19 protein-coding genes are annotated in these 18,073 nt (G+C 65.3%); 4 read left to right on the top strand and 15 right to left on the bottom strand.

Annotated elements, in window-relative coordinates; all coding sequences use genetic code 11:
- The 9 genes from argH to EPB08_RS16700 form a co-directional block, all read right to left on the bottom strand.
- Positions 1 to 1,296 carry an argininosuccinate lyase gene (gene argH / locus EPB08_RS16740; protein WP_130620257.1) on the bottom strand — a complete coding sequence of 432 codons (1,296 nt, stop codon included), beginning with the start codon at positions 1,294 to 1,296 and terminating at the stop codon, positions 1 to 3.
- A 70-nt stretch (positions 1,297 to 1,366) separates the two neighbouring features.
- On the bottom strand, positions 1,367 to 2,323 hold the full coding sequence (argC, locus tag EPB08_RS16735) for an N-acetyl-gamma-glutamyl-phosphate reductase (protein ID WP_130620256.1): 957 nt from the start codon (positions 2,321 to 2,323) through the stop codon (positions 1,367 to 1,369).
- A 3-nt stretch (positions 2,324 to 2,326) separates the two neighbouring features.
- A complete protein-coding gene (locus EPB08_RS16730) occupies positions 2,327 to 3,643 on the bottom strand; it encodes an acetylglutamate kinase (RefSeq protein WP_130620255.1) in 1,317 nt (438 codons plus the stop codon).
- A gap of 3 nt (positions 3,644 to 3,646) precedes the next feature.
- Positions 3,647 to 4,744, bottom strand: coding sequence for an acetylornithine deacetylase (locus tag EPB08_RS16725; RefSeq protein WP_130620254.1), 1,098 nt, complete (start codon positions 4,742 to 4,744; stop codon positions 3,647 to 3,649).
- 129 nt (positions 4,745 to 4,873) lie between these two features.
- Positions 4,874 to 6,067 carry an argininosuccinate synthase gene (locus EPB08_RS16720; RefSeq protein ID WP_130620253.1) on the bottom strand — a complete coding sequence of 398 codons (1,194 nt, stop codon included), beginning with the start codon at positions 6,065 to 6,067 and terminating at the stop codon, positions 4,874 to 4,876.
- A 40-nt stretch (positions 6,068 to 6,107) separates the two neighbouring features.
- Complete coding sequence (locus EPB08_RS16715) at positions 6,108 to 6,587, bottom strand: OsmC family protein (RefSeq protein WP_130620252.1); 480 nt, start codon at positions 6,585 to 6,587, stop codon at positions 6,108 to 6,110.
- Positions 6,584 to 7,210 (bottom strand): FMN-binding negative transcriptional regulator, encoded by a 627-nt coding sequence (locus EPB08_RS16710; RefSeq protein ID WP_130620251.1) that lies wholly within the window; start codon positions 7,208 to 7,210, stop codon positions 6,584 to 6,586. The genes EPB08_RS16715 and EPB08_RS16710 overlap by 4 nt, the downstream gene beginning before the upstream one ends.
- A gap of 10 nt (positions 7,211 to 7,220) precedes the next feature.
- The gene (locus EPB08_RS16705) at positions 7,221 to 8,228 is read right to left on the bottom strand and encodes an N-acetylornithine carbamoyltransferase (RefSeq protein WP_130620250.1); all 1,008 of its coding nucleotides are present in this window, start codon (positions 8,226 to 8,228) and stop codon (positions 7,221 to 7,223) included.
- 313 nt (positions 8,229 to 8,541) lie between these two features.
- The gene (locus EPB08_RS16700; RefSeq protein WP_130620249.1) at positions 8,542 to 9,081 is read right to left on the bottom strand and encodes a glycine zipper 2TM domain-containing protein; all 540 of its coding nucleotides are present in this window, start codon (positions 9,079 to 9,081) and stop codon (positions 8,542 to 8,544) included.
- A gap of 227 nt (positions 9,082 to 9,308) precedes the next feature.
- Here EPB08_RS16700 and cysS point away from each other — a divergent pair, with 227 nt between their 5' ends.
- Both cysS and EPB08_RS16690 read left to right on the top strand, forming a co-directional pair.
- Positions 9,309 to 10,694 carry a cysteine--tRNA ligase gene (gene cysS, locus EPB08_RS16695; RefSeq protein WP_130620248.1) on the top strand — a complete coding sequence of 462 codons (1,386 nt, stop codon included), beginning with the start codon at positions 9,309 to 9,311 and terminating at the stop codon, positions 10,692 to 10,694.
- Between the two features lie 69 nt (positions 10,695 to 10,763).
- Positions 10,764 to 11,198 (top strand): SufE family protein, encoded by a 435-nt coding sequence (locus tag EPB08_RS16690; protein ID WP_130620247.1) that lies wholly within the window; start codon positions 10,764 to 10,766, stop codon positions 11,196 to 11,198.
- Positions 11,199 to 11,349: 151 nt separating this feature from the next.
- Here EPB08_RS16690 and dksA read toward each other — a convergent pair whose 3' ends face one another.
- On the bottom strand, positions 11,350 to 12,435 hold the full coding sequence (dksA, locus tag EPB08_RS21300; RefSeq protein WP_229238381.1) for an RNA polymerase-binding protein DksA: 1,086 nt from the start codon (positions 12,433 to 12,435) through the stop codon (positions 11,350 to 11,352).
- A 125-nt stretch (positions 12,436 to 12,560) separates the two neighbouring features.
- Here dksA and yidD point away from each other — a divergent pair, with 125 nt between their 5' ends.
- Positions 12,561 to 12,821: a membrane protein insertion efficiency factor YidD gene (gene yidD / locus EPB08_RS16680; RefSeq protein WP_130620246.1), complete on the top strand. Its 261-nt coding sequence runs from the start codon at positions 12,561 to 12,563 to the stop codon at positions 12,819 to 12,821.
- Positions 12,811 to 14,148, top strand: coding sequence for a dihydroorotase (locus EPB08_RS16675; protein ID WP_130620245.1), 1,338 nt, complete (start codon positions 12,811 to 12,813; stop codon positions 14,146 to 14,148). Before yidD ends, EPB08_RS16675 begins: the two co-directional genes overlap by 11 nt.
- A gap of 108 nt (positions 14,149 to 14,256) precedes the next feature.
- Here EPB08_RS16675 and EPB08_RS16670 read toward each other — a convergent pair whose 3' ends face one another.
- The 5 genes from EPB08_RS16670 to ubiG all read right to left on the bottom strand — a co-directional run bounded on the left by EPB08_RS16670 (position 14,257) and on the right by ubiG (position 18,061).
- Positions 14,257 to 14,715 (bottom strand): YbaY family lipoprotein, encoded by a 459-nt coding sequence (locus EPB08_RS16670; RefSeq protein WP_130620244.1) that lies wholly within the window; start codon positions 14,713 to 14,715, stop codon positions 14,257 to 14,259.
- A 65-nt stretch (positions 14,716 to 14,780) separates the two neighbouring features.
- Positions 14,781 to 15,734: a GTP cyclohydrolase FolE2 gene (folE2, locus tag EPB08_RS16665; RefSeq protein WP_130620243.1), complete on the bottom strand. Its 954-nt coding sequence runs from the start codon at positions 15,732 to 15,734 to the stop codon at positions 14,781 to 14,783.
- 100 nt (positions 15,735 to 15,834) lie between these two features.
- Positions 15,835 to 16,674, bottom strand: coding sequence for a squalene/phytoene synthase family protein (locus tag EPB08_RS16660; protein ID WP_130620242.1), 840 nt, complete (start codon positions 16,672 to 16,674; stop codon positions 15,835 to 15,837).
- Positions 16,671 to 17,342, bottom strand: a complete 672-nt coding sequence (locus EPB08_RS16655) for an HAD family hydrolase (RefSeq protein ID WP_130620241.1) — start codon at positions 17,340 to 17,342, stop codon at positions 16,671 to 16,673. Before EPB08_RS16655 ends, EPB08_RS16660 begins: the two co-directional genes overlap by 4 nt.
- Positions 17,339 to 18,061 (bottom strand): bifunctional 2-polyprenyl-6-hydroxyphenol methylase/3-demethylubiquinol 3-O-methyltransferase UbiG, encoded by a 723-nt coding sequence (gene ubiG, locus EPB08_RS16650; protein WP_130620240.1) that lies wholly within the window; start codon positions 18,059 to 18,061, stop codon positions 17,339 to 17,341. The genes EPB08_RS16655 and ubiG overlap by 4 nt, the downstream gene beginning before the upstream one ends.
- Positions 18,062 to 18,073: the final 12 nt, after the last annotated feature.

The raw sequence follows: 18,073 nt of genomic DNA, 5'->3' as shown, positions 1-18,073 counted from the left end.
TTAGCCGTCCAGACGGCTTAGTCGATCGCGCAGGTCACCCAGGCGAAGGTCGTTGCCCGAACCGGGTGAGACGCGGGCCTCAAGGCTGCCCTCGGGTGTACGTCCTTCGCTGGCCGATGCCGCGGCGTCCGCCGCTGCACGGTAGGCGTCGCGGAAAGGCACGCCCGCCGCAGCCTGCTCGATCGCCACATCGGTGGCATACATGGCCGGCTCGATCGCGGCGCGCATGGCCGGCTCGTTCCAGGCCAGGCGGGCAAGCAGGTCCGGGACCAGTTCGAGTGCGGCCAGGCCGTGACGGCAGCCGTGGAACAGTGAGCCCTTGGAGAACTGCAGGTCGCGCTGGTAGCCCGAGGGCAGCGACAGCAGCTGCTCGATCTCGGTGCGCGCTGCGGCCACGCTGGCGTAGCTGGCACGCAGCAGTTCCACCACGTCGGGGTTGCGCTTGTTCGGCATGATCGAGCTGCCGGTGGTGTACTCGGACGGCAGCTTCACGAAATCGAATTCGGCCGTGGTGAACAACGAGAGATCCCAGGCCAGACGGCGAACATCCAGCAGCGCGCCCGCGATCGCCTCCAGCACGGCCATCTCGAACTTGCCGCGCGAGAGCTGGGCATAGATCGGTGACACCTGCATGCGCGCGAAACCCAGCGCCTCAGTGGTGTGTTCGCGGTCGAGCTTCAGGTTGACGCCATAACCCGCGGCGGTACCCAGCGGATTGGCATCGATCAGCGCAGCGGTCTGCCGCGCGCGCAAAGCGTTGTCGATGAAGCCCTCGGCGAAGCCGGCAAACCACATGCCCGTGGACGACACCACTGCGCGCTGCAGGTGCGTATAGCCCGGCAGCGGAATCGGTGGCTGCGCTGCACGGTCGAGGCAGACCTGGGCGATGGCCTTGCAGTGCTGCTCCAGCGCCGCCAGCTGCTCCTTCAGCCACAGGCGCGTGGCAACCAGGATCTGATCGTTGCGGCTGCGACCCGTGTGCACGCGGCGCCCGGCATCGCCCAGACGCTCGGTCAGGCGCGCCTCGATCGCCGAGTGGCCGTCTTCATAACGCTCGTCCAGCACGAAGCTGCCGGCACGAAAGTCCTCGGCCAGCACGTCGAGCTCGCGCTTCAGCGCGGCCGCTTCGTCCACGCTGACCACGCCGATGTTGGCGAGGCCTTCGACATGCGCCTTGCTGGCGGTGATGTCGTGCAGGAAGAACTCGCGATCCAGCAGCACGTCGTCGCCCGCGAGGAACTTCATGATGCGGGCATCGATCTTGATGTTGGATTTTTGCCAGAGAGGCTGGGTCATTTGGGTTCCCTACAAATGGAATAGAGCGCCGGATTTGAGCTCGTCATCCCTGCGAAAGCAGAGATGACGATCAGGCAAGCGGAATCGCGGTGTACTCGTCCACGCCGATGGCGCGGTTGATGTTCTGCATGGCCTGCGTCGCAGCACCCTTCAGCAGGTTGTCCAGCGTCGCCACCACCACCACGCGCTTGCCGTCGTTGGATACGGCGAAACCGCCGATGTCGACATGGTGCTTGTGCGCGATCTGGCTCACCCAGGGCGCCTCGTCGACGACACGCACCAGCTTCTCGCCGTCATAGGCACCATGGAAGCGGCTGACGATGTCCTCACGCTTCACCGGGCGCGACAGATACAGGTTGGTGGTGACCGTAAGGCCGCGGAAATGCGGTGCCACGTGCGGCATGAACTCCACCGGCACGCCGAGATGGCGACTCGCTTCCTTCTCGTGCATGTGCCCCGTGAGCGAATACGGCATCAAATTGTCGCGCAGCTTTTCCGGGTCGTTCTTGTCCGAGGGGGTGGTGCCCGCGCCCGAGTAGCCCGACACGCCGAAGCTCACCGGGGGCGCCGCCAGCAAGTCCTTCAGCGGAGCGATGGATAGCTGGATCGCCGTGGCATAGCAACCTGGATTGCTGATGCGCTTCTCGCCACGCCAGCGTCCGCGGGTGAGCTCGGGCAAGCCGTAGTACCACTTCTCGTTGAAGCGATAGTCGGCGGACAGATCGACGACCAGCGTCTCCGGCTTGGCCTTGTCGATCGCTTCCACGTACGGCTCCGCCTTGCCGTTCGGCAGGGCCAGCACCACCACGTCGGCGCTCTGCGCCGCCACGGCCTCGGGATCGAGGCTGGCGTAGCGCAACTCGCCCTGGAAGCCTTCCACCTGGTCGGCCACGCGCTGCCCGTTGAGCTCACGCGAGGAAACGAAGGCCAGTTCCAGCGCCGGATGCGCTGCCACCAGCCGGATCACTTCGGCGCCCGTATGGCCGCGTGCGCCGACGATGCCGATGCGATGCTTGGTCGTGCTCATGATTCAATCCACCAGGGTCGGCTGGCGCTGGGCGCAATGCGCCACGCAGCGCGTGATCGTCTCGAAGTCTTCGATGCCGTACCAGAACACCTTCCAGCGCGGCTGCTTGAGGCAGCCATCGGATTCGGCATAGTAGAAATGGTTGACGTTGTTGCCGTGGCGCGACCGCCAGAACAGCTGCGGATTCTCCTCGCGCATCACCTGCCACACGGCGCGACCCAGGCCTTCGCCCTGCGCGTCGTCCAGCACGGCGAACTTGTCCAGGTAGGGCAGCCCGTCTTCCAGGGTGAGGATCATCGCCGTGCGATAGTTCTCGCTCACATACACGCGGAACGGCTTGGTGCGCTCGAAGTAGTCCGGCACCAGCGTGCGGCCGAAGCTCGACTCGATCAGCTCGCGCATGCGCGCCAGGTCGATGCCTTCCCACGACTCGAAGCGCTTCACTTTCTCGCCACGGCGCACGAGCGTGCCCGAACCCTTGTGAGTGAACAGCTCCTTGGCCAGCTCCGATGGCTGGGTGATCGACACCGACGAGGTAAGCGGCAGGTCGTTCAGGAGATCGGCGATCTGTTCGATCTTCACGCGCATGCCGCCGTTGATCCACGGCTGCGACATGAGATGTTCGAACTCGGTGCTGAGGTTGATCGAGTCGATGATGCGGCCCTGGTCATCCAGCAGGCCACCCGTGCCGGTGAGGAACACAATCTTGTACGGCTGCAGCACGCGTACCAGTTCGTTGGCGGCGAAGTCGGCGTTGACGTTGAGGATCTGGCCCTCTTCCGTCTCGCCCATGCTGGCGATCACCGGGATCGAGCCCGCGCGCAGGCTCGCCTCGATCGGTGCCAGGTTGATGCTGCTGACCTTGCCCACCAGGCCGTAGGTATCGCGATCCAGATAGGTCGACGTGAACACGCCCGACAGCACCGAGGTGGCGCGCGTGTCCATGGATTGCAGCGCCTCGACCAGGCGCAGGTTCTGCTCCTGGAACACCTTGCGCACGATCGCCAGCGCCTGAGGCGTGGTCACGCGCAGGCCGTTCACCGTGTGCTTTTCGATGCCGGCGGCGGACAGCTCTTCGTCCAGCTGCGGACCGGCGCCGTGCAGCACGATCGGCGTGAGGCCCACCTGTTGCAGGAAGGTCAACGACGAGGTCAGTGCCGGCAGGTCATCGCGCAGCACCGCGCCACCGACCTTCACCACGGCAAAGCGCTTGGCGTCCAGCTGCGAGAAACGCTTGAGGTATTGCTGGATCTCCTTCGCGCTACCCATGCTCGAAAGCAGGCGGACGATGGTTTTCCTGGTGTGCTTGTGGGCTTCCACGTTTTACTTGCTCTTGTCGATGATGCGGTAAATGGTTTCTGCGTAATGCTTCAGTTGTTCGAGCGAGACCCACTCGTCGGCGGTGTGCGCCTGCGCGATGTCGCCGGGGCCGTAGACGAAGCAGATGTAGCCCGCGGCCGAGAACAGCGCCGCCTCGGTCCAGAAGTCGACGGCGTTGCCGATCGGGATGTTCAATTCGTCGGCAAGGTCACGCGCCGCGAGCCGGCGTGCCTCGGCCGTGGCCGTATCGCCGGCCGGCAGCGAATCGCCGCGGAACAGCTCGGCGAACTCGACAGGCTGCGGCTCCACCAGCGTGCGGAAGGTCTCCAGCAACTGGTCGGGATGCATGGTGGGCAGCGGACGGAAGCCGAAACGGACCTCCGCCGCGGGCGCGATCATGTTGGCCTTGATGCCACCGTCCACGCGGCCGATGTTGAAGCGCAGGCCGGTCAGCCCCCCGAAGCGTTCATGCGCCTGCTTCTCGACGTAATCGAGTGCGGCGCCGCCCCAGCGAATGGCCTGATGGACCGCGCTGTCGCTCGGCTTCTGCTCGCCCGAAGCGTGCCCTGCACTGCCCTTGAAGCGCATGTGCACCGAATGGATGCCGCGATGCGCCAGCACCGCCTCGCCCTTGGTGGGCTCGGCCACGATCACGGCGTCGTAGGCCGGCTTGTCCTTGAGGAAGCCGGCGATGCAACGCGGATCGTTCGCCTCTTCGTCCGTGGACAGCAGCAGCGCCATGTCACCGTCGGTGACGTTGGCCACGGCCACCAGCGCAGCGGCGGCGCCCTTGATATCGCAGGCGCCCAAGCCGATGGCCCGGTCTTCGGTCACGCGCAGCTCGTGCGGACTGGCCGTCCAGTGCGGCGAGTCCGGCACGGTGTCCAGGTGCACGTTGAACAGCACCTTGGGATTGCCGCGCACGGCGTAAAGCGTTACGGCGCCCGCGCCGTAATCGGTCACGCTGACGTCGAAACCCGGCAGGTTGTCCCGCAGGTAATCGAAAATACCGCCCGTGCCGATCTCGCGCGGCGGATTGCGCGTGTCATGGCTGACCAGCGCGCGAAGATGTCGAAGGGTGTCGTCCAGTAGTGCGCTCATGCGATCCGTCTGGTGGGGTGATTGCCTCAGGCTTTCGTTGTGCGTCATTCCCGCAGAAGCAGGAATCCAGCACCTTTGCACCTTGCGGCGAAAGTCACTGAATCCCGGCCTCCGCCGGGATGACGGGCGTCAGCTGCGGTTGACCTCGGCCCACAGCGTGCTGCTCATGCCGAACAGCTTGATGAAGCCCTCGGCCTCGGCCACGCCCCAGTCGGCCGACTGCGCGTACGTCGCGCCCTTGGCGTTGAGGATGTGCGGGGAACGCACTTCCACCGCGGTGACCATGGCGCCGCTGGTTTCCAGCACCACTTCACCGTTCACGCAGGACTGGCTGGAAGCGAGGAACGCCTCGAGGTCGGTCTTGATCGGGTCGTGGTAGAAACCTTCGTACACAACCTCCACCCACTTGCGCGCCACTTCCGGCTTGAAGCGGTTCTGCTGCTTGGTCAGCACGGCTTCTTCCAGCGCACGGTGTGCGGCGAGCAGCGAGATCAGGCCCGGCGCTTCATACACGATGCGCCCCTTGAGGCCGATGGTGGTGTCGCCGGTGTACATGCCGCGGCCCACGCCGTACGGCGCGAACAGCTCGTTGAGCTTGGCCAGCAGCTTGGCGCCCGGCAGCTTCTCGCCGTTGAGCGAAACCGCCTCGCCCTGCTCGAAGCCGATCGTCACCGACAGCTTCTCGGACGGCCATTCGGCGCGTGGCTTGCACCAGCCGCGGGCGCCTTCGCCCGGCGTCTTCCAATGGTCGATCTCGCCGCCGGAAAGCGTCACGCCCAGCAGGTTCTCGTTGATGGTGTAGCTCTTCTGCTTGGCGCGCACTTCGAAGCCGCGCTCTTCCAGGTAGGCCTGCTCGTAGGCACGCGTCTGGGTGTGCTCTTTCTGGATCTCGCGGATCGGCGCGACGATCTCATAGTCGCCCAGCGCCTTCACCGCCAGGTCAAAACGCACCTGGTCGTTGCCCATGCCGGTGCAGCCGTGGGCGATGGCCTTGGTGCCCAGTTCCTTGGCGCGCGCGATGGCGGCGTCCACGATCAGGTAGCGATCGGATACCAGCAGCGGGTACTGGCCCTGGTAGGCCTCGCCGGCCTGCACGAAGGGCTTCACGAAGCCAGCCCAGATCGCCGGGCCACCGTCCACGGTGACGTGGCTGGCCACGCCCAGCTCCTTGGCGCGCTGCTCGATGTAGGCGCGCTCCTCGGCGTCCACGCCGCCGGTGTCGGCGAACACGGTATGCACAGCCCAGCCGCGCTCCTTGAGGTAGGGGACGCAGAAGCTGGTGTCGAGGCCGCCGGAGAAGGCGAGGACGATGTCTTTGCTCATGGCTTGCAGATCCTGATTTGGATGGCTAAACGGTAGACGGTCAAACCGATTCGACAATGATGCGCGGTTCGCAGCGCACGGGGAAGTTCACGGAGTTGGCGATGAAGCAGGCGTGGTGCGCAGGTTCATGCGCGGCCTCCGCCTTGGCCGGGTCGCTGCCGGCCGTGATGGTTACTTCAGGGCGCAGCACCACTTCGAGGAAACGGCCGCCATGGGCGTCGGTTTCCATGGTGCCCTCGGCATGATCGACGTAGCCGGTCACCACCACGCCCGCCAGCACCGCCTGGTGCAGGTAGGACAGCATGTGGCAGGTGGACAGCGCCGTGACCAGCATGTCCTCGGGGTTGTGCTTGCCGGCGTCACCGCGGAACAGCGGATCGGACGAGCCCGCCAGCACCGGCTTGCCGGTGATGCGGATATCGTGGTCGCGACCATAGCCCTGATAGGTCTTGGTGCCGTTGCCCTGGTTGCCGGTCCAGGTCACTTCGACCTGGTACTTATGCTGGTGCGCCCTGCTCATGACCTGCCCTCTTCCTGTTGCGACATGAGATCGACGAGTTCCGCATCAGCACGGCGGGCGCGCTCCTGCAGGCCCGCCACGACACCGGCGCGATTGGCCGCCGGGTGGTTCTGGCTCAGCTTGAACTTGCCTTCGATGCGCTCGATGTCGATCTCCAGGCCGGTAATTGCCTTGAGCATCTTCTCGATGTGATCTTCCGGCGCGTCGGACACGTGCCATGGCTCCGCTTGCCCGGCCTCATGGCGATCGGTCAGGCGCTCCAGCAGGCGGCGCAGCCATACGGCATCGTTGGTCATGCGCAGGCGGCCATGGACATGCACCACCGCGTAGTTCCAGGTCGGCACCTCGCGATGGGTTTCGCGCTTGCTGGGGTACCAGTTCGGACTCACGTAGCCGTCCGGACCGCGAAAAATCACCAGCACCTCGGCACCGTCGAGCTTCGCCAGTTCGTTGCCACGCGCTACGTGTCCGTGCAGCTGCGTGTCGCTCACCAGTTCCAGCGGCAGGTGGTTGGCGGATACACCACGCTCGCCCTGCGCGATCACGGTGGCGAACGGGTACTCACGCATCAGCGCGTGCAACATCTCGCTGCGCGTTTCCTTGAAGTGCGTGGGCAGGTACATGGCGCCGGGCTCAGCGCTGGCCGATCAGCGACGCCATCACCGCCTTCTGCACGTGCAGGCGGTTCTCGGCTTCGTCGATGGCGATGCAGGCGGGCGAATCCATCACCGCATCGGTGGCCTTCACATTGCGGCGCAGCGGCAGGCAGTGGCTGAACAGGCCGTTGTTGGTCAACGCCATCTTCTGTTCGTCGACGATGAAGTGCTTGTGCGCGTCACGGATCGGCTTTTCCTGATCCCAGCGACCGAAGAACGGCAGCGCGCCCCAGCTCTTCGCATAGACCACGTCGGCGCCGCTGTAGGCCTCTTCGATGTTGTGGCTGACCTTCAGCGAGCCGCCGTTTTCCTTGGCGTTCTGGTAGCCAAACTCCATGTAGCGCTCATCGAGCACGTAGTCCGGCGTCGGGCACAGCAAGGTCACGTCCATGCCCATCTTGGTGGCGATCAGCAACGCCGAGTTGGCCACAGCGGTGTTGAGCGGCTTCGGGTGATAGGTCCAGGTCAGCACGTACTTCTTGTTCTGCAGGCTGCCCAGGTGTTCCTTCATCGCCATGGCGTGCGCGAGTTCCTGGCACGGATGGGTGATGGTTTCCATGTTGATCACCGGTACCGTGGCGTACTTGGCGAACGCCTTGATCACGTTGTCCTGGCGATCCACCGACCAGTCCTGGAACTTCGGGAAGGCGCGCACGGCGATCAGGTCCACATAGCGCGACAGCACGCGCGCCACTTCGGCGATGTGCTCTTCGGTATCGCCGTCCATCACGGTACCGACCTCGAACTCGATCGGCCACGCGTCCTTGCCCGGCGCCAGCACGATGGCGTGGCCACCCATATGGAACGCACCCAGCTCGAAGCTGGTGCGCGTGCGCATCGACGGGTTGAAGAACATCAGCGCCACCGACTTGCCGGCCAGCTGCTGGCCGCGAGGCGAGCGCTTGAAGGCGGCGGCCTGTTCAAGCAACGCATCGATCTCGGCGCGGCTGTAGTCCTGGGTGGTCAAAAAGTGGCGGAGGGTCATGTTGGTGAGTGTCCTGGTCGAAACTTCGGATTCCGGAAACAAAAAAACCCGGCTGCAGGCCGGGTTTTGTCGTCGATACACATGAAACGCGTGCGACAGCCTACCCGGCCAGATGTCGGACCAGCGGTCGGCGAGCACGCGACGTCATCCCAGCGGCCATGCGGGCACTGGTAAGGACAGTAGCGGTATAGACGGCTGCGGACATGGGTGTTCCGGGTGGTAGAACCTTAATCATGACGGGATTTTCGCTGCCATGCAACAAGATGTGGGGCAGCCATGAAAAAACGCCGCCCGAGGGCGGCGTTCTGCAATCTCAGTCGGCGGGAGAAACGCTCACCCGCACCCTCAGGCGCTCGCCCGGGTCGTAGTTGAGGCGGGATACGTAGACTTCGCCGCGATAGCGGTATTCCACGTCGTAACCCATGATCCGGCGCTGCTCGCTCACCGCGCTGACCTGGCGGCAATGGGTCTCGGTGCTCTCGTACTCGCCACCGCCCGTGCGGGACACACTGTTGCCCACGGCGCCACCCGCGACGGCACCGGCCACCGTGGCGGCCGTGCGGCCATCACCCTTGCCGACGGTGCTGCCCAGCACGCCACCGACCACGGCGCCCAGGATGGTCCCGGCCGCACTGCCCTGCGGCGGCGCCGAGCGCACCACCTGCTGGTCATAGCATTCCTGGCGCGGTACCTCGGTACGGGCCACGCCATACACAGGATCGACACGCAGCACATCGGCCCACCCGTAATGGGTGTTGTCGTCATTCTGGTACTGCTGGTACCTCGCATCCTGTGCAGACACGCCGGCGGTCACCAAGGACAGCACCAGCGCGGGGAACAACCATCGGGTCACTTCGGCCTCCGCTTACGGCAATCGGGCGCATCTTTGCACCACTAGCATCCATTGCAGCAAATTCACTCTGAATCGACGCTTAGAACCCTGCCTAAAGTCGGGCAGTTGCCGGCCGTACTTCGCCTGATGGGCTGGAAAACGCACGCGGCCAGCCCGGCGGCTTGTTAAGATGCGCGACCGGCTTGCGCTGCCTCGCGCCTGCTTCCACCGTCCGGACCTCCCGACCGATGCCCATTTCGCTCCACAACAGCCTGACGCGCCGCGTCGAACCGTTCGCCCCGCTCGATCCGAACCGGGTGACGATGTACCTGTGTGGACCCACGGTCTACAACTACGTGCATATCGGCAACGCGCGCGGCCCGGTGGTCTTCGACGTGCTGGTACGGCTGCTGCGCCGTCATTACCCGCATGTGGTGTACGCCCGCAACATCACGGACGTGGACGACAAGATCAACACCGCTGCCATCCAACTGGGCGTGGGCATCGAAAGCATCACCGGGCGCTATACCGAGGCCTACCGCGAAGACATGGCGGCGCTGGGCATCGCCCCGCCGGACGTGGAGCCGCATGCCACCACGCATATCCCGCAGATCATCACGATGATCGAACAGCTGATCGCCGGTGGGCATGCCTACGCGGCGGAAGGCCATGTGCTGTTCGAGGTCGATTCGTTTCCGTCGTATGGCGCCCTGTCGGGCCGCGATCCGGAAGAACTGCTGGCCGGCGCACGCGTCGAAGTGGCGCCGTACAAGAAGAGCCCTGGCGATTTCGTGCTGTGGAAGCCCTCTACGCCGGAACTGCCGGGCTGGGACAGCCCCTGGGGCCGCGGGCGCCCCGGTTGGCATATCGAGTGCTCGGCGATGAGCGCGGCCCACCTGGGCGAGACCATCGACATCCACGCCGGCGGCGTGGACCTGCAGTTCCCGCACCACGAGAACGAGATCGCCCAGTCCACCTGCGCCCATGGCGGCAAGGTGTTCGCGCGCTACTGGCTGCACAACGGCATGCTGACCTTCAGCGGTCGCAAGATGTCCAAGTCGCTGGGCAACGTGATGCTGGTGCATGAACTGCTCAAGGCGCATCCGCCGGAGGCGCTGCGCCTGCTGCTGCTGCGCGGCCACTACCGCCAGCCGCTGGACTGGTCCGAAGGCGCCATCACCCAGGCCATCAGCACGCTGGACGGCTGGTACCGCGTGCTGCGTGATCTGACGGATGTCGAAGCGGACGCGACTCTGCCCGTGCCGGCGACCGTCGAGGCCGCGCTGTGCGATGACCTCAATACGCCACAAGCCCTGGCCGAACTGTCCCAGCTCGCCGACACGGCACGCCAGGCCAGCGACGCCGAAGCCCGCCGCGCCGCGAAATCCGCGCTGCTGGGTGCGGGTGCCCTGCTCGGCCTGCTACAGCACGATCCAGAAGCCTGGTTCAAGCAGGCATCGGGCGACGAGGCCGTCGACGAGGCGCGTGTCGAAGCCCTGCTGGAAGAACGCCGCGCCGCGCGAGCCGCCCGTGACTTCAAGCGAGCCGACGAAATCCGCGAAGAACTCACGGCCATGGGCATCGTCATCGAAGACGGCGCGCAGGGAACGCGGTGGAGCGTCGCCAAGGGCTGAGCCACGTACCCTCTCGCCGACGGCGGGGGGCATCAGCGGCCATTCGGCAAAACGCGCGATAATGACGATATGAATGCTATTGCCACATCCAGCGCCGAGCAGGCGCAGCAGGACATCGTCGACGAATTCGCCTTCTTTGGTGACTGGACCGAGCGTTACCAGTACCTGATCGACCTGGGCAAGCAGTTGCCGCCCTTGCCCGAGGAACTGAAGACCGAGGACTACCGCGTGCACGGATGCCAGTCGATGGTCTGGCTGATCCCCAGCGGCAACGCGGACAAGCTGCACTTCCAGGCGGCCAGCGACTCGGCCATCGTCTCGGGCCTCATCGCGCTCGTACTGCGCGTCTATTCAGATCGATCGGCGCGCGAGATCGTCGCCACCGAGCCGCGTTTCATCGAAGCCATTGGCCTTGCCAAGCACCTGTCGCCTACGCGCTCGAACGGCCTCGCCGCGATGCTGACGAAACTGAAGGCCTATGCGGCGGCCTCGCTGAACGCCTGAGCGCGCTGCATCGACTCCGACACGGAGCGAACGCCAGAAGGGTGACGCCATTGAACCGGCGCACCGAACTCGTGAACCAATCAAGCTCACAAGCGCAAAGCCCCGCCAATGGCGGGGCTTTGTCGGTTCGGCAGCTACATAGCGAACCTGATCAGTCGCCCATCTGCTTCTGCAGATGTTCGCGGCGTTCCTGCGCGTCCAGCGACAGCGTGGCGATCGGGCGGGCGTCGAGACGCTCCAGGCCGATTTCCTCGTCGGTCTCTTCGCAGTAGCCGTAACGACCTTCCTCGATACGACGCAGTGCCTTGTCGATCTTGGAGATCAGCTTGCGGTAGCGATCGCGCGTGCGCAGTTCCAGCGAGTTTTCGGTCTCGCGAGTGGCACGTTCGGCCTCATCGCCCACGTCACGCACTTCGTCACGCAGGTTTTCCATGGTCTGGCGCGATTCCTCAACCAGCTGATCGCGCCATTCGCGAAGCTTGTTGCGGAAATAGGCCAGGTGCTTGGGGTTCATGTACTCCTCGTCGTTCGACGAGGGACGATAACCCTTGGGCAGGTCGATCGTGGTGGTCGAAGGCAGCGCGTAGCGACCGTCTTCCCGTGTAATGCCGTTATCGAGGGTTGCGGATTTGTTCATCGAGGACTGCTGGGCTTTCTGCTTCTTGAGGGGGGTATGACGGGCGGTGGCACTGGCCACCTTGCCGGCAAGGGGTGGAGCTGCCGGCCTGGCCGGCGCCGGAGGTGGCGCCTTGACCGGTGCCGGCGCCGCGACCTTGGCGGCGACGGGTTGCTGCTTGGCTGGCACCACCTTGGCGACCGGCTTGGCCGGGGCTGCCTTGGGGGCGGGCTTTGCCGGTGCAGCGACCGCCTTGGGCGGTTGCTTCTTGGCTGGGGCAGCCACTTTCTTGGCTACCGGTTTGGCGACCGGCTTGGCCGGTGCCGGCTTTTTGGCCGGAGCGGCCTTCTTCGCCGGCGGCTTGGGAGCGGCTTTCTTGGCTACAACGGACTTGGCGGGGGCCTTGGCGACCTTTTTGGCGACAACCTTCTTCGCCACCACCTTCTTGGGAGCGACCTTTTTGGCCACCGGCTTCTTGGCCGCAGCGGTCTTGGCTGCCGCAGCCGGCTTAGCCGCGCGCGCAGTCGCAGTCTTCTTGCTGGTCTTGACGTCCTTCACCTTACCAGCAGGCTTTCCCTTCTGCGGCTTGGTGGCTGTCGCACTACGCGTCGTTTTCGCCATTTCCCTTCACCATTTTGGCCTTGGCGGCCGGGTGTTATAGCCCATGTATCTAACACCGGCAACCTTGCTTCTGGAATACTTGCGACACTACATGCCGCAAACTGTTTCGGCAGCGTCAAACCGTCGTGACCCGACTAATACTTCTACTGCTCGGCTTCTACAAGCGCTGGCTAAGCCCCCTGCTGGGTCCGCGCTGCCGCTTTCACCCCAGCTGCTCCGATTATGCACGGATTGCCGTTGCGCGCTTCGGACCGTTGCGTGGCGGCGCGTTGACCGGTTGGCGCCTGCTGCGTTGCCAGCCGCTCTGTGAGGGGGGCGAAGACCCCGTACCCGAGCAGGTCACCTTCCGTCGTTGCCGTAATGCTGGAGCCAACCATGGCCACTGAGTGGCTTATCAAGAACGCCGAACTGGTCAATGAAGGCCGTCGTTTCCATGCCGACGTACGAGTGAAGCAGGGCCGCATCGACGCCATTGCCGGGGACCTGGACGCCCGCCCTGGCGAGCAGGTGGTCGATGCCAGCGGCCTGTGGCTGTTCCCCGGCATGATCGACGACCAGGTGCATTTCCGCGAACCGGGCCTGACCCAGAAGGCCGACATCGCCCACGAGTCGCGCGCATGCGCAGCTGGCGGCATTACCAGCTTCATGGAGATGCCCAACACCAAGCCGCCGGCGCTCGACCGCGACACGCTGGAAGCCAAGTACGCCCGCGGCGCCGAAACCTCGGCGGTGAACTACGCCTTCTACATGGGCGCCAGCAACGACAACCTGGAAGCCATCCGCCGCCTCGATCCGCTGGCGGCCCCCGGCGTCAAGGTGTTCATGGGCGCCTCCACCGGCAACATGCTGGTGGACAACCCCGAGGTGCTGGACGGCATCTTCCGCGAAGCCCCCACCCCGATCATCACGCACTGCGAAGACACGCCGATGATCGACGTGAACCTCGCCAAGGCGCATGAAAAGTACGGTGACGACATCCCGCCCCGCGAACATCCGCTGATCCGTTCGCGCGAGGCCTGCATCAAGTCGACCCGACTGGCCATCGAACTGGCCCGGCGTCACAACAGCCGCCTGCACGTGCTGCACATCTCCACGGCGGACGAACTGGCGCTGTTCGAGCCGGGCCCGATCAAGGGCAAGCGCATCACCGCAGAAACCTGCGTCCACTTCCTGCATTTCAACGACCGCGACTACGAGCGCCTGGGCTTCCTGATCAAGTGCAACCCGGCGATCAAGACCGCCGCCGACCGCGAAGCCATCACCAAGGCGCTGGCCGAGGGCCGCATCGACGTGCTGGCCACCGACCATGCCCCGCACCTGCTCGAGGAAAAGGGCCAGCTCTACGACAAGGCGCCAGGCGGCCTGCCGCTGGTGCAGTTCGCCTTGCAGGCAGCACTGCAGCGCGTGTTCGAGGGCAAGCTGACGCTCGAGCGCATGGTGGAAGCCGTGACCCATGCACCGGCCACCCTGTTCGACGTGAAGGAACGCGGCTTCCTGCGCGAGGGCTACGCCGCCGACCTGGTGCTGGTGGACCCGAACAGGCCGCACACCGTGCGCCGCGAGGAAGTGCTGTCCAAGTGCGCCTGGTCGCCGTTCGAGGGCTATACCTTCAGCAGCTCCATTGCCGCCACCTTCGTCAATGGCCAGCGCGTGTGGGACGGCAAGAACGTGGATGGCAGCGTGCGCGGCCAACGGCTGACCTTCGCGCGCTGATTTTCAGCAGCCTCCCTGTAGGAGCGCACCCAGTGCGCGATCGGACGCCGCGAGACCCCGCAGCCCGATCGCGCACTGGGTGCGCTCCTACAGGGATAGGCAATCTCTTTACGGAACGGCCTTCAGCGTGATGCTGACCGGGCCGTTTTCGCCCGAACGCCCCAGCACGCTCGTGCGCGTGTCATTGATGGCCAGCAGCCTGTCGCCCTGCTGCAGGCGCACGTTGATGGCGAAGTCGACCCCGTCGCGCAGATCCGACGGGTCATAGCTGATCAGGAAATCCACCGGCGAGGCGCCAACGGGCTGGATCCGTTCCTCGGAGACGGTGCGTGCCGCTACATCCTGCCGGCTGACGTCGGCCAGCGTCACCAGCAGATAGGCATCCGCGGGCACCGCCTGCGGCAGCTCGTAGCGGATATCGCCGGTAATCGACTTCATCAGCGATTGATGCACCGGCGCAGGCGCGGTCGTGGCGACCGGCGCCTCTTGCTTTGCGTGGTGCGAAAACATCGAACAGCCAGCAAGCGCCACGACGGTAACGGCCAGCAACGAAACACGGGACAGCATGCAAATCTCCTGCGGAGCCCGGTCAGGGCTCCGGGCATGCTAACAGGCGGCGACGGACAGCCGCCTCAGGCGCAACCCTTGCCCGCGTAACCGCCTTCGACGCCCTTGCTGGCATAGGCCACGGCATCGTGCGGATGCAGGCTCTCCTGGTGTTCGACGCGAATGTGAAAATCGCTGAGCGCGGTGTCGGCATCGAGCGCCTTCTGGATGCGGCGTGCCGCGTCCTCGCAGAACATCAGGTTGCCACCATTGGCCAGCGCGAAGGCCTGTTCGTCCTCGCGCTTCACCGCAGTCTGCACCGGCGTACCCAGGGACTGCTCGGTGCGATCGATCAGGTTGATCAGATCGAATTTGGCACCCTCGGCAGGACGCACGCGTAGGCGCGCGACGCTGCGCTGGGCATGCGGTGTGGCGACGATGCCTTTCTCGCTGCCCAGCCATGCCAGCACGGCAGCGTAGTCGATCGATTGGGTCGCGTTGAAATCCTTGGTGAACTGCTCCTGGATCAACTGGCGCGACAGTGCTGCGGACGCGGGACAGGTCGAGGAATAAACCACCTCGGTACCCAGCTCGAGCAGGAACTCGTCGCCGACCAGGCTGGCCTCGATGCATACCGGATAGGCGCGCCAGCCGCTGTTGCCGCTGCGCAAGGCCGGGCGTCGCACCAGATGCTCGAAGCGGATGCTCAGGCAGGCGCGATCGGAAAGATCCTTGTGCGAATCGAGGAAACCACGCAGCAGTTCGCGCAGCGACGCGGCGCTCAGGGTCTGCGTGCTCAGGGCCTGCTCCACCTGCAGGTACAGGCGTGACATGTGGATGCCGCGCTTGTCCGGGCGGCGCAGGTTGACGAAGGCACCCACGCGCGCGCTGGCGCGCTGCGCATCACCGTCGCCGGCGTCGAAGCGGACGGGCACCTCGATGCCATCCATGCCGACCCAGTCCAGCTCGCCCGCCAGGTGCGGCTGGGCATGGTGGGCCACGTCGGGCATCAGGCGGGCGGTGTTTTCCTCGGTATACATGGTGAATCCTGTGTTCCGTCAGGCGCACGGGCGCCGTGGCACATCAATCTTGGGGCAGGCCGGTGGCCTCGCAATAGTGGCGTGGGGGAAACGCTGCGTCTCAGTCGACCTGCTTTCGCCACGCCCGTGCAGCCTGCCAGGCCTGCCAGGCCACGGCCGGCCCCTGGCGCCCCTGTCCCTGGCGCAGCACGGCCAGCGGATCGGCCGCCTTGCGCGCCTTGGCGACGAGGGCCCGTCCATGGCGGGATTCCAGCCCGCGAAAGGCACTCAGCGGCCCCGGCAGGCGATCGGCGTCGCGCCAGGCCACATGCAGGTCTTCCAGCTGGGCGCGAATGGCTTCTTCGCGCTCGGGGCTGGCCACGCGCAGCTCGCTGCGGCTCAGCCCATGCCGGGCCAGGCGGGCCATGGGCAAGGCCAGGCGGTCGCGCTCGGCGTCTTCTTCCAGCCGCAACAGCGAGAACAGCAAATGGGCCAAAGTGGCAACGCGACCGGCACGTGCGGAGAACGCACCATTGCCGAACCACCACGTGGTTTCCAGCTCCGCAATCGCGCCGTGCAGCAAGGAGGCTGCGGCCACCTGCGCCTCGAAATCGGCGGCGGTGCCCTCTTCCAACTGGGCCATCGCGGCCAGTATCGGCGCCACCCAGAACTCGCTCGGCAGCGCATGCGCCCGTTCGTCGTCGAACAGCACCTGGGTCAGCGGATGGCGGCCACCGCTCGCGGCGGCACCGGAAAGCTCCTCGGCCCACCAGTTCAACTTGGTGGCGGCCACATGCGGTTCGCGGATGCCATAGGCGGCGGCGAGCCACTCCTGTTCCAGCGCCGCCAGCGCGATATGGCCGGGATACGTATTCGGATTGACGAAGGCCAGCGCGATGCGCTGCTGCGGCTGGACCGCAAGCCATTTGTCGATATAGCTCTGAAGCGCGGTGTCGCTCATGCAGTCACTCGCAGGCGCGCCGTCAGCTCCGCCGGGTGATCGATCACGAGATCGGCACCCCACTGCTCCGGATCGCCGCCATCGAGGTAGCCCCAGCGCACGGCGACGGTATAGGCACCTGCGGCGCCGCCGGCCAGCACGTCGCGGCGATCGTCGCCGACGAACAGGCAGCGCGCCGGATCGAGGCGGCCACGTTCGCACGCGAGCAACACGGGCGCGGGGTCGGGCTTCTTCACCGGCAAGGTGTCACCGGATACCACCGCGACCGCGCGATCGGCCCAGCCGATCCGCTGCACCAGGTCATCGGTAAGGAAGCCCGGCTTGTTGGTGACGATGCCCCACGCGATGCCCTGCGCTTCCAGGACGGCAAGCAACTCGTCGACACCTTCGAACGGTTGCGTGTGCTCGGCCATCACGGCCTGGTAGAGCTCGAGATAGCGAGGCAACAGGGGAAGCAGTGCATCGTCGCTGAAGTCGGGGAACGCGCAACGCAGAATGGCCCGCGAACCACGCGACACGACCTCGCGCACCATCGCAAAGGGCGGTACGGACACCTGCATTTCCTCGCACTGGGTTTTCAGTGCGGCGTACAGGTCAGTGGCGCTGTCGAGCAACGTGCCGTCGAGATCGAACAACACGCCCTGGATGTCCTGGGGAAAGGGCTTCATGCGGGCTTGCGGGCGCTGATGAGGTAGTTCACCGAGGTGAAACGGCTGATCCACGCCTTGCGGTTGACGGGGTTGTAGCCAAGGCCGGAAACGTCTTCCACTTCGAGCCCAGCATGGCGCAGCAACCGACCCAGTTCGGACGGCTTGAGGAATTGCGCGAAGTGGTGCGTGCCACGCGGCAGCATGCGCATGAGGTATTCCGCACCGAGAATCGCCGCACCGAAAGCCACCGGCGTGCGATTGAGCGTGGACATCACCACCACTCCGCCCGGTTTCACCATGCGCGCCAGGTCGCTTACCAGCGCCTCGGGATCGGGCACGTGTTCGATCAGCTCCATGCAGCACACGGCGTCGAAGTGTTCCGGCTCGGCAGCCGCCAGCTCGGCTGACGATTGCAGGCGGTAGTCGACATGGAGGTCGGGTACGTCGAGTCGCGATTCGTGCAGATGCAGGCGGGCGATCTCGATCACCTTCTCGCCCATGTCGATGCCGGTGACATGCGCGCCCGACTTCGCCAGTGCCTCGCTGAGCAGCCCGCCACCACAACCCACGTCAGCGACACGCGCTCCCTGCAGCTTTACCCGTGCACCCACGTAGGAAGCGCGAACGGGATTGAGATCATGCAACGGGCGGGACTCGCCATCCGGGTCCCACCAGCGTGCGGCGAGTTTGCCGAAACGGGCGATTTCCTCGGGGCTGACATTGGCAGCTGCTTGCATCGATTGCTTCCT

Source organism: Dyella amyloliquefaciens (assembly GCF_004296575.1).
GTDB lineage: Bacteria > Pseudomonadota > Gammaproteobacteria > Xanthomonadales > Rhodanobacteraceae > Dyella > Dyella amyloliquefaciens.
This window is presented reverse-complemented; position numbering and strand designations above follow the sequence as displayed.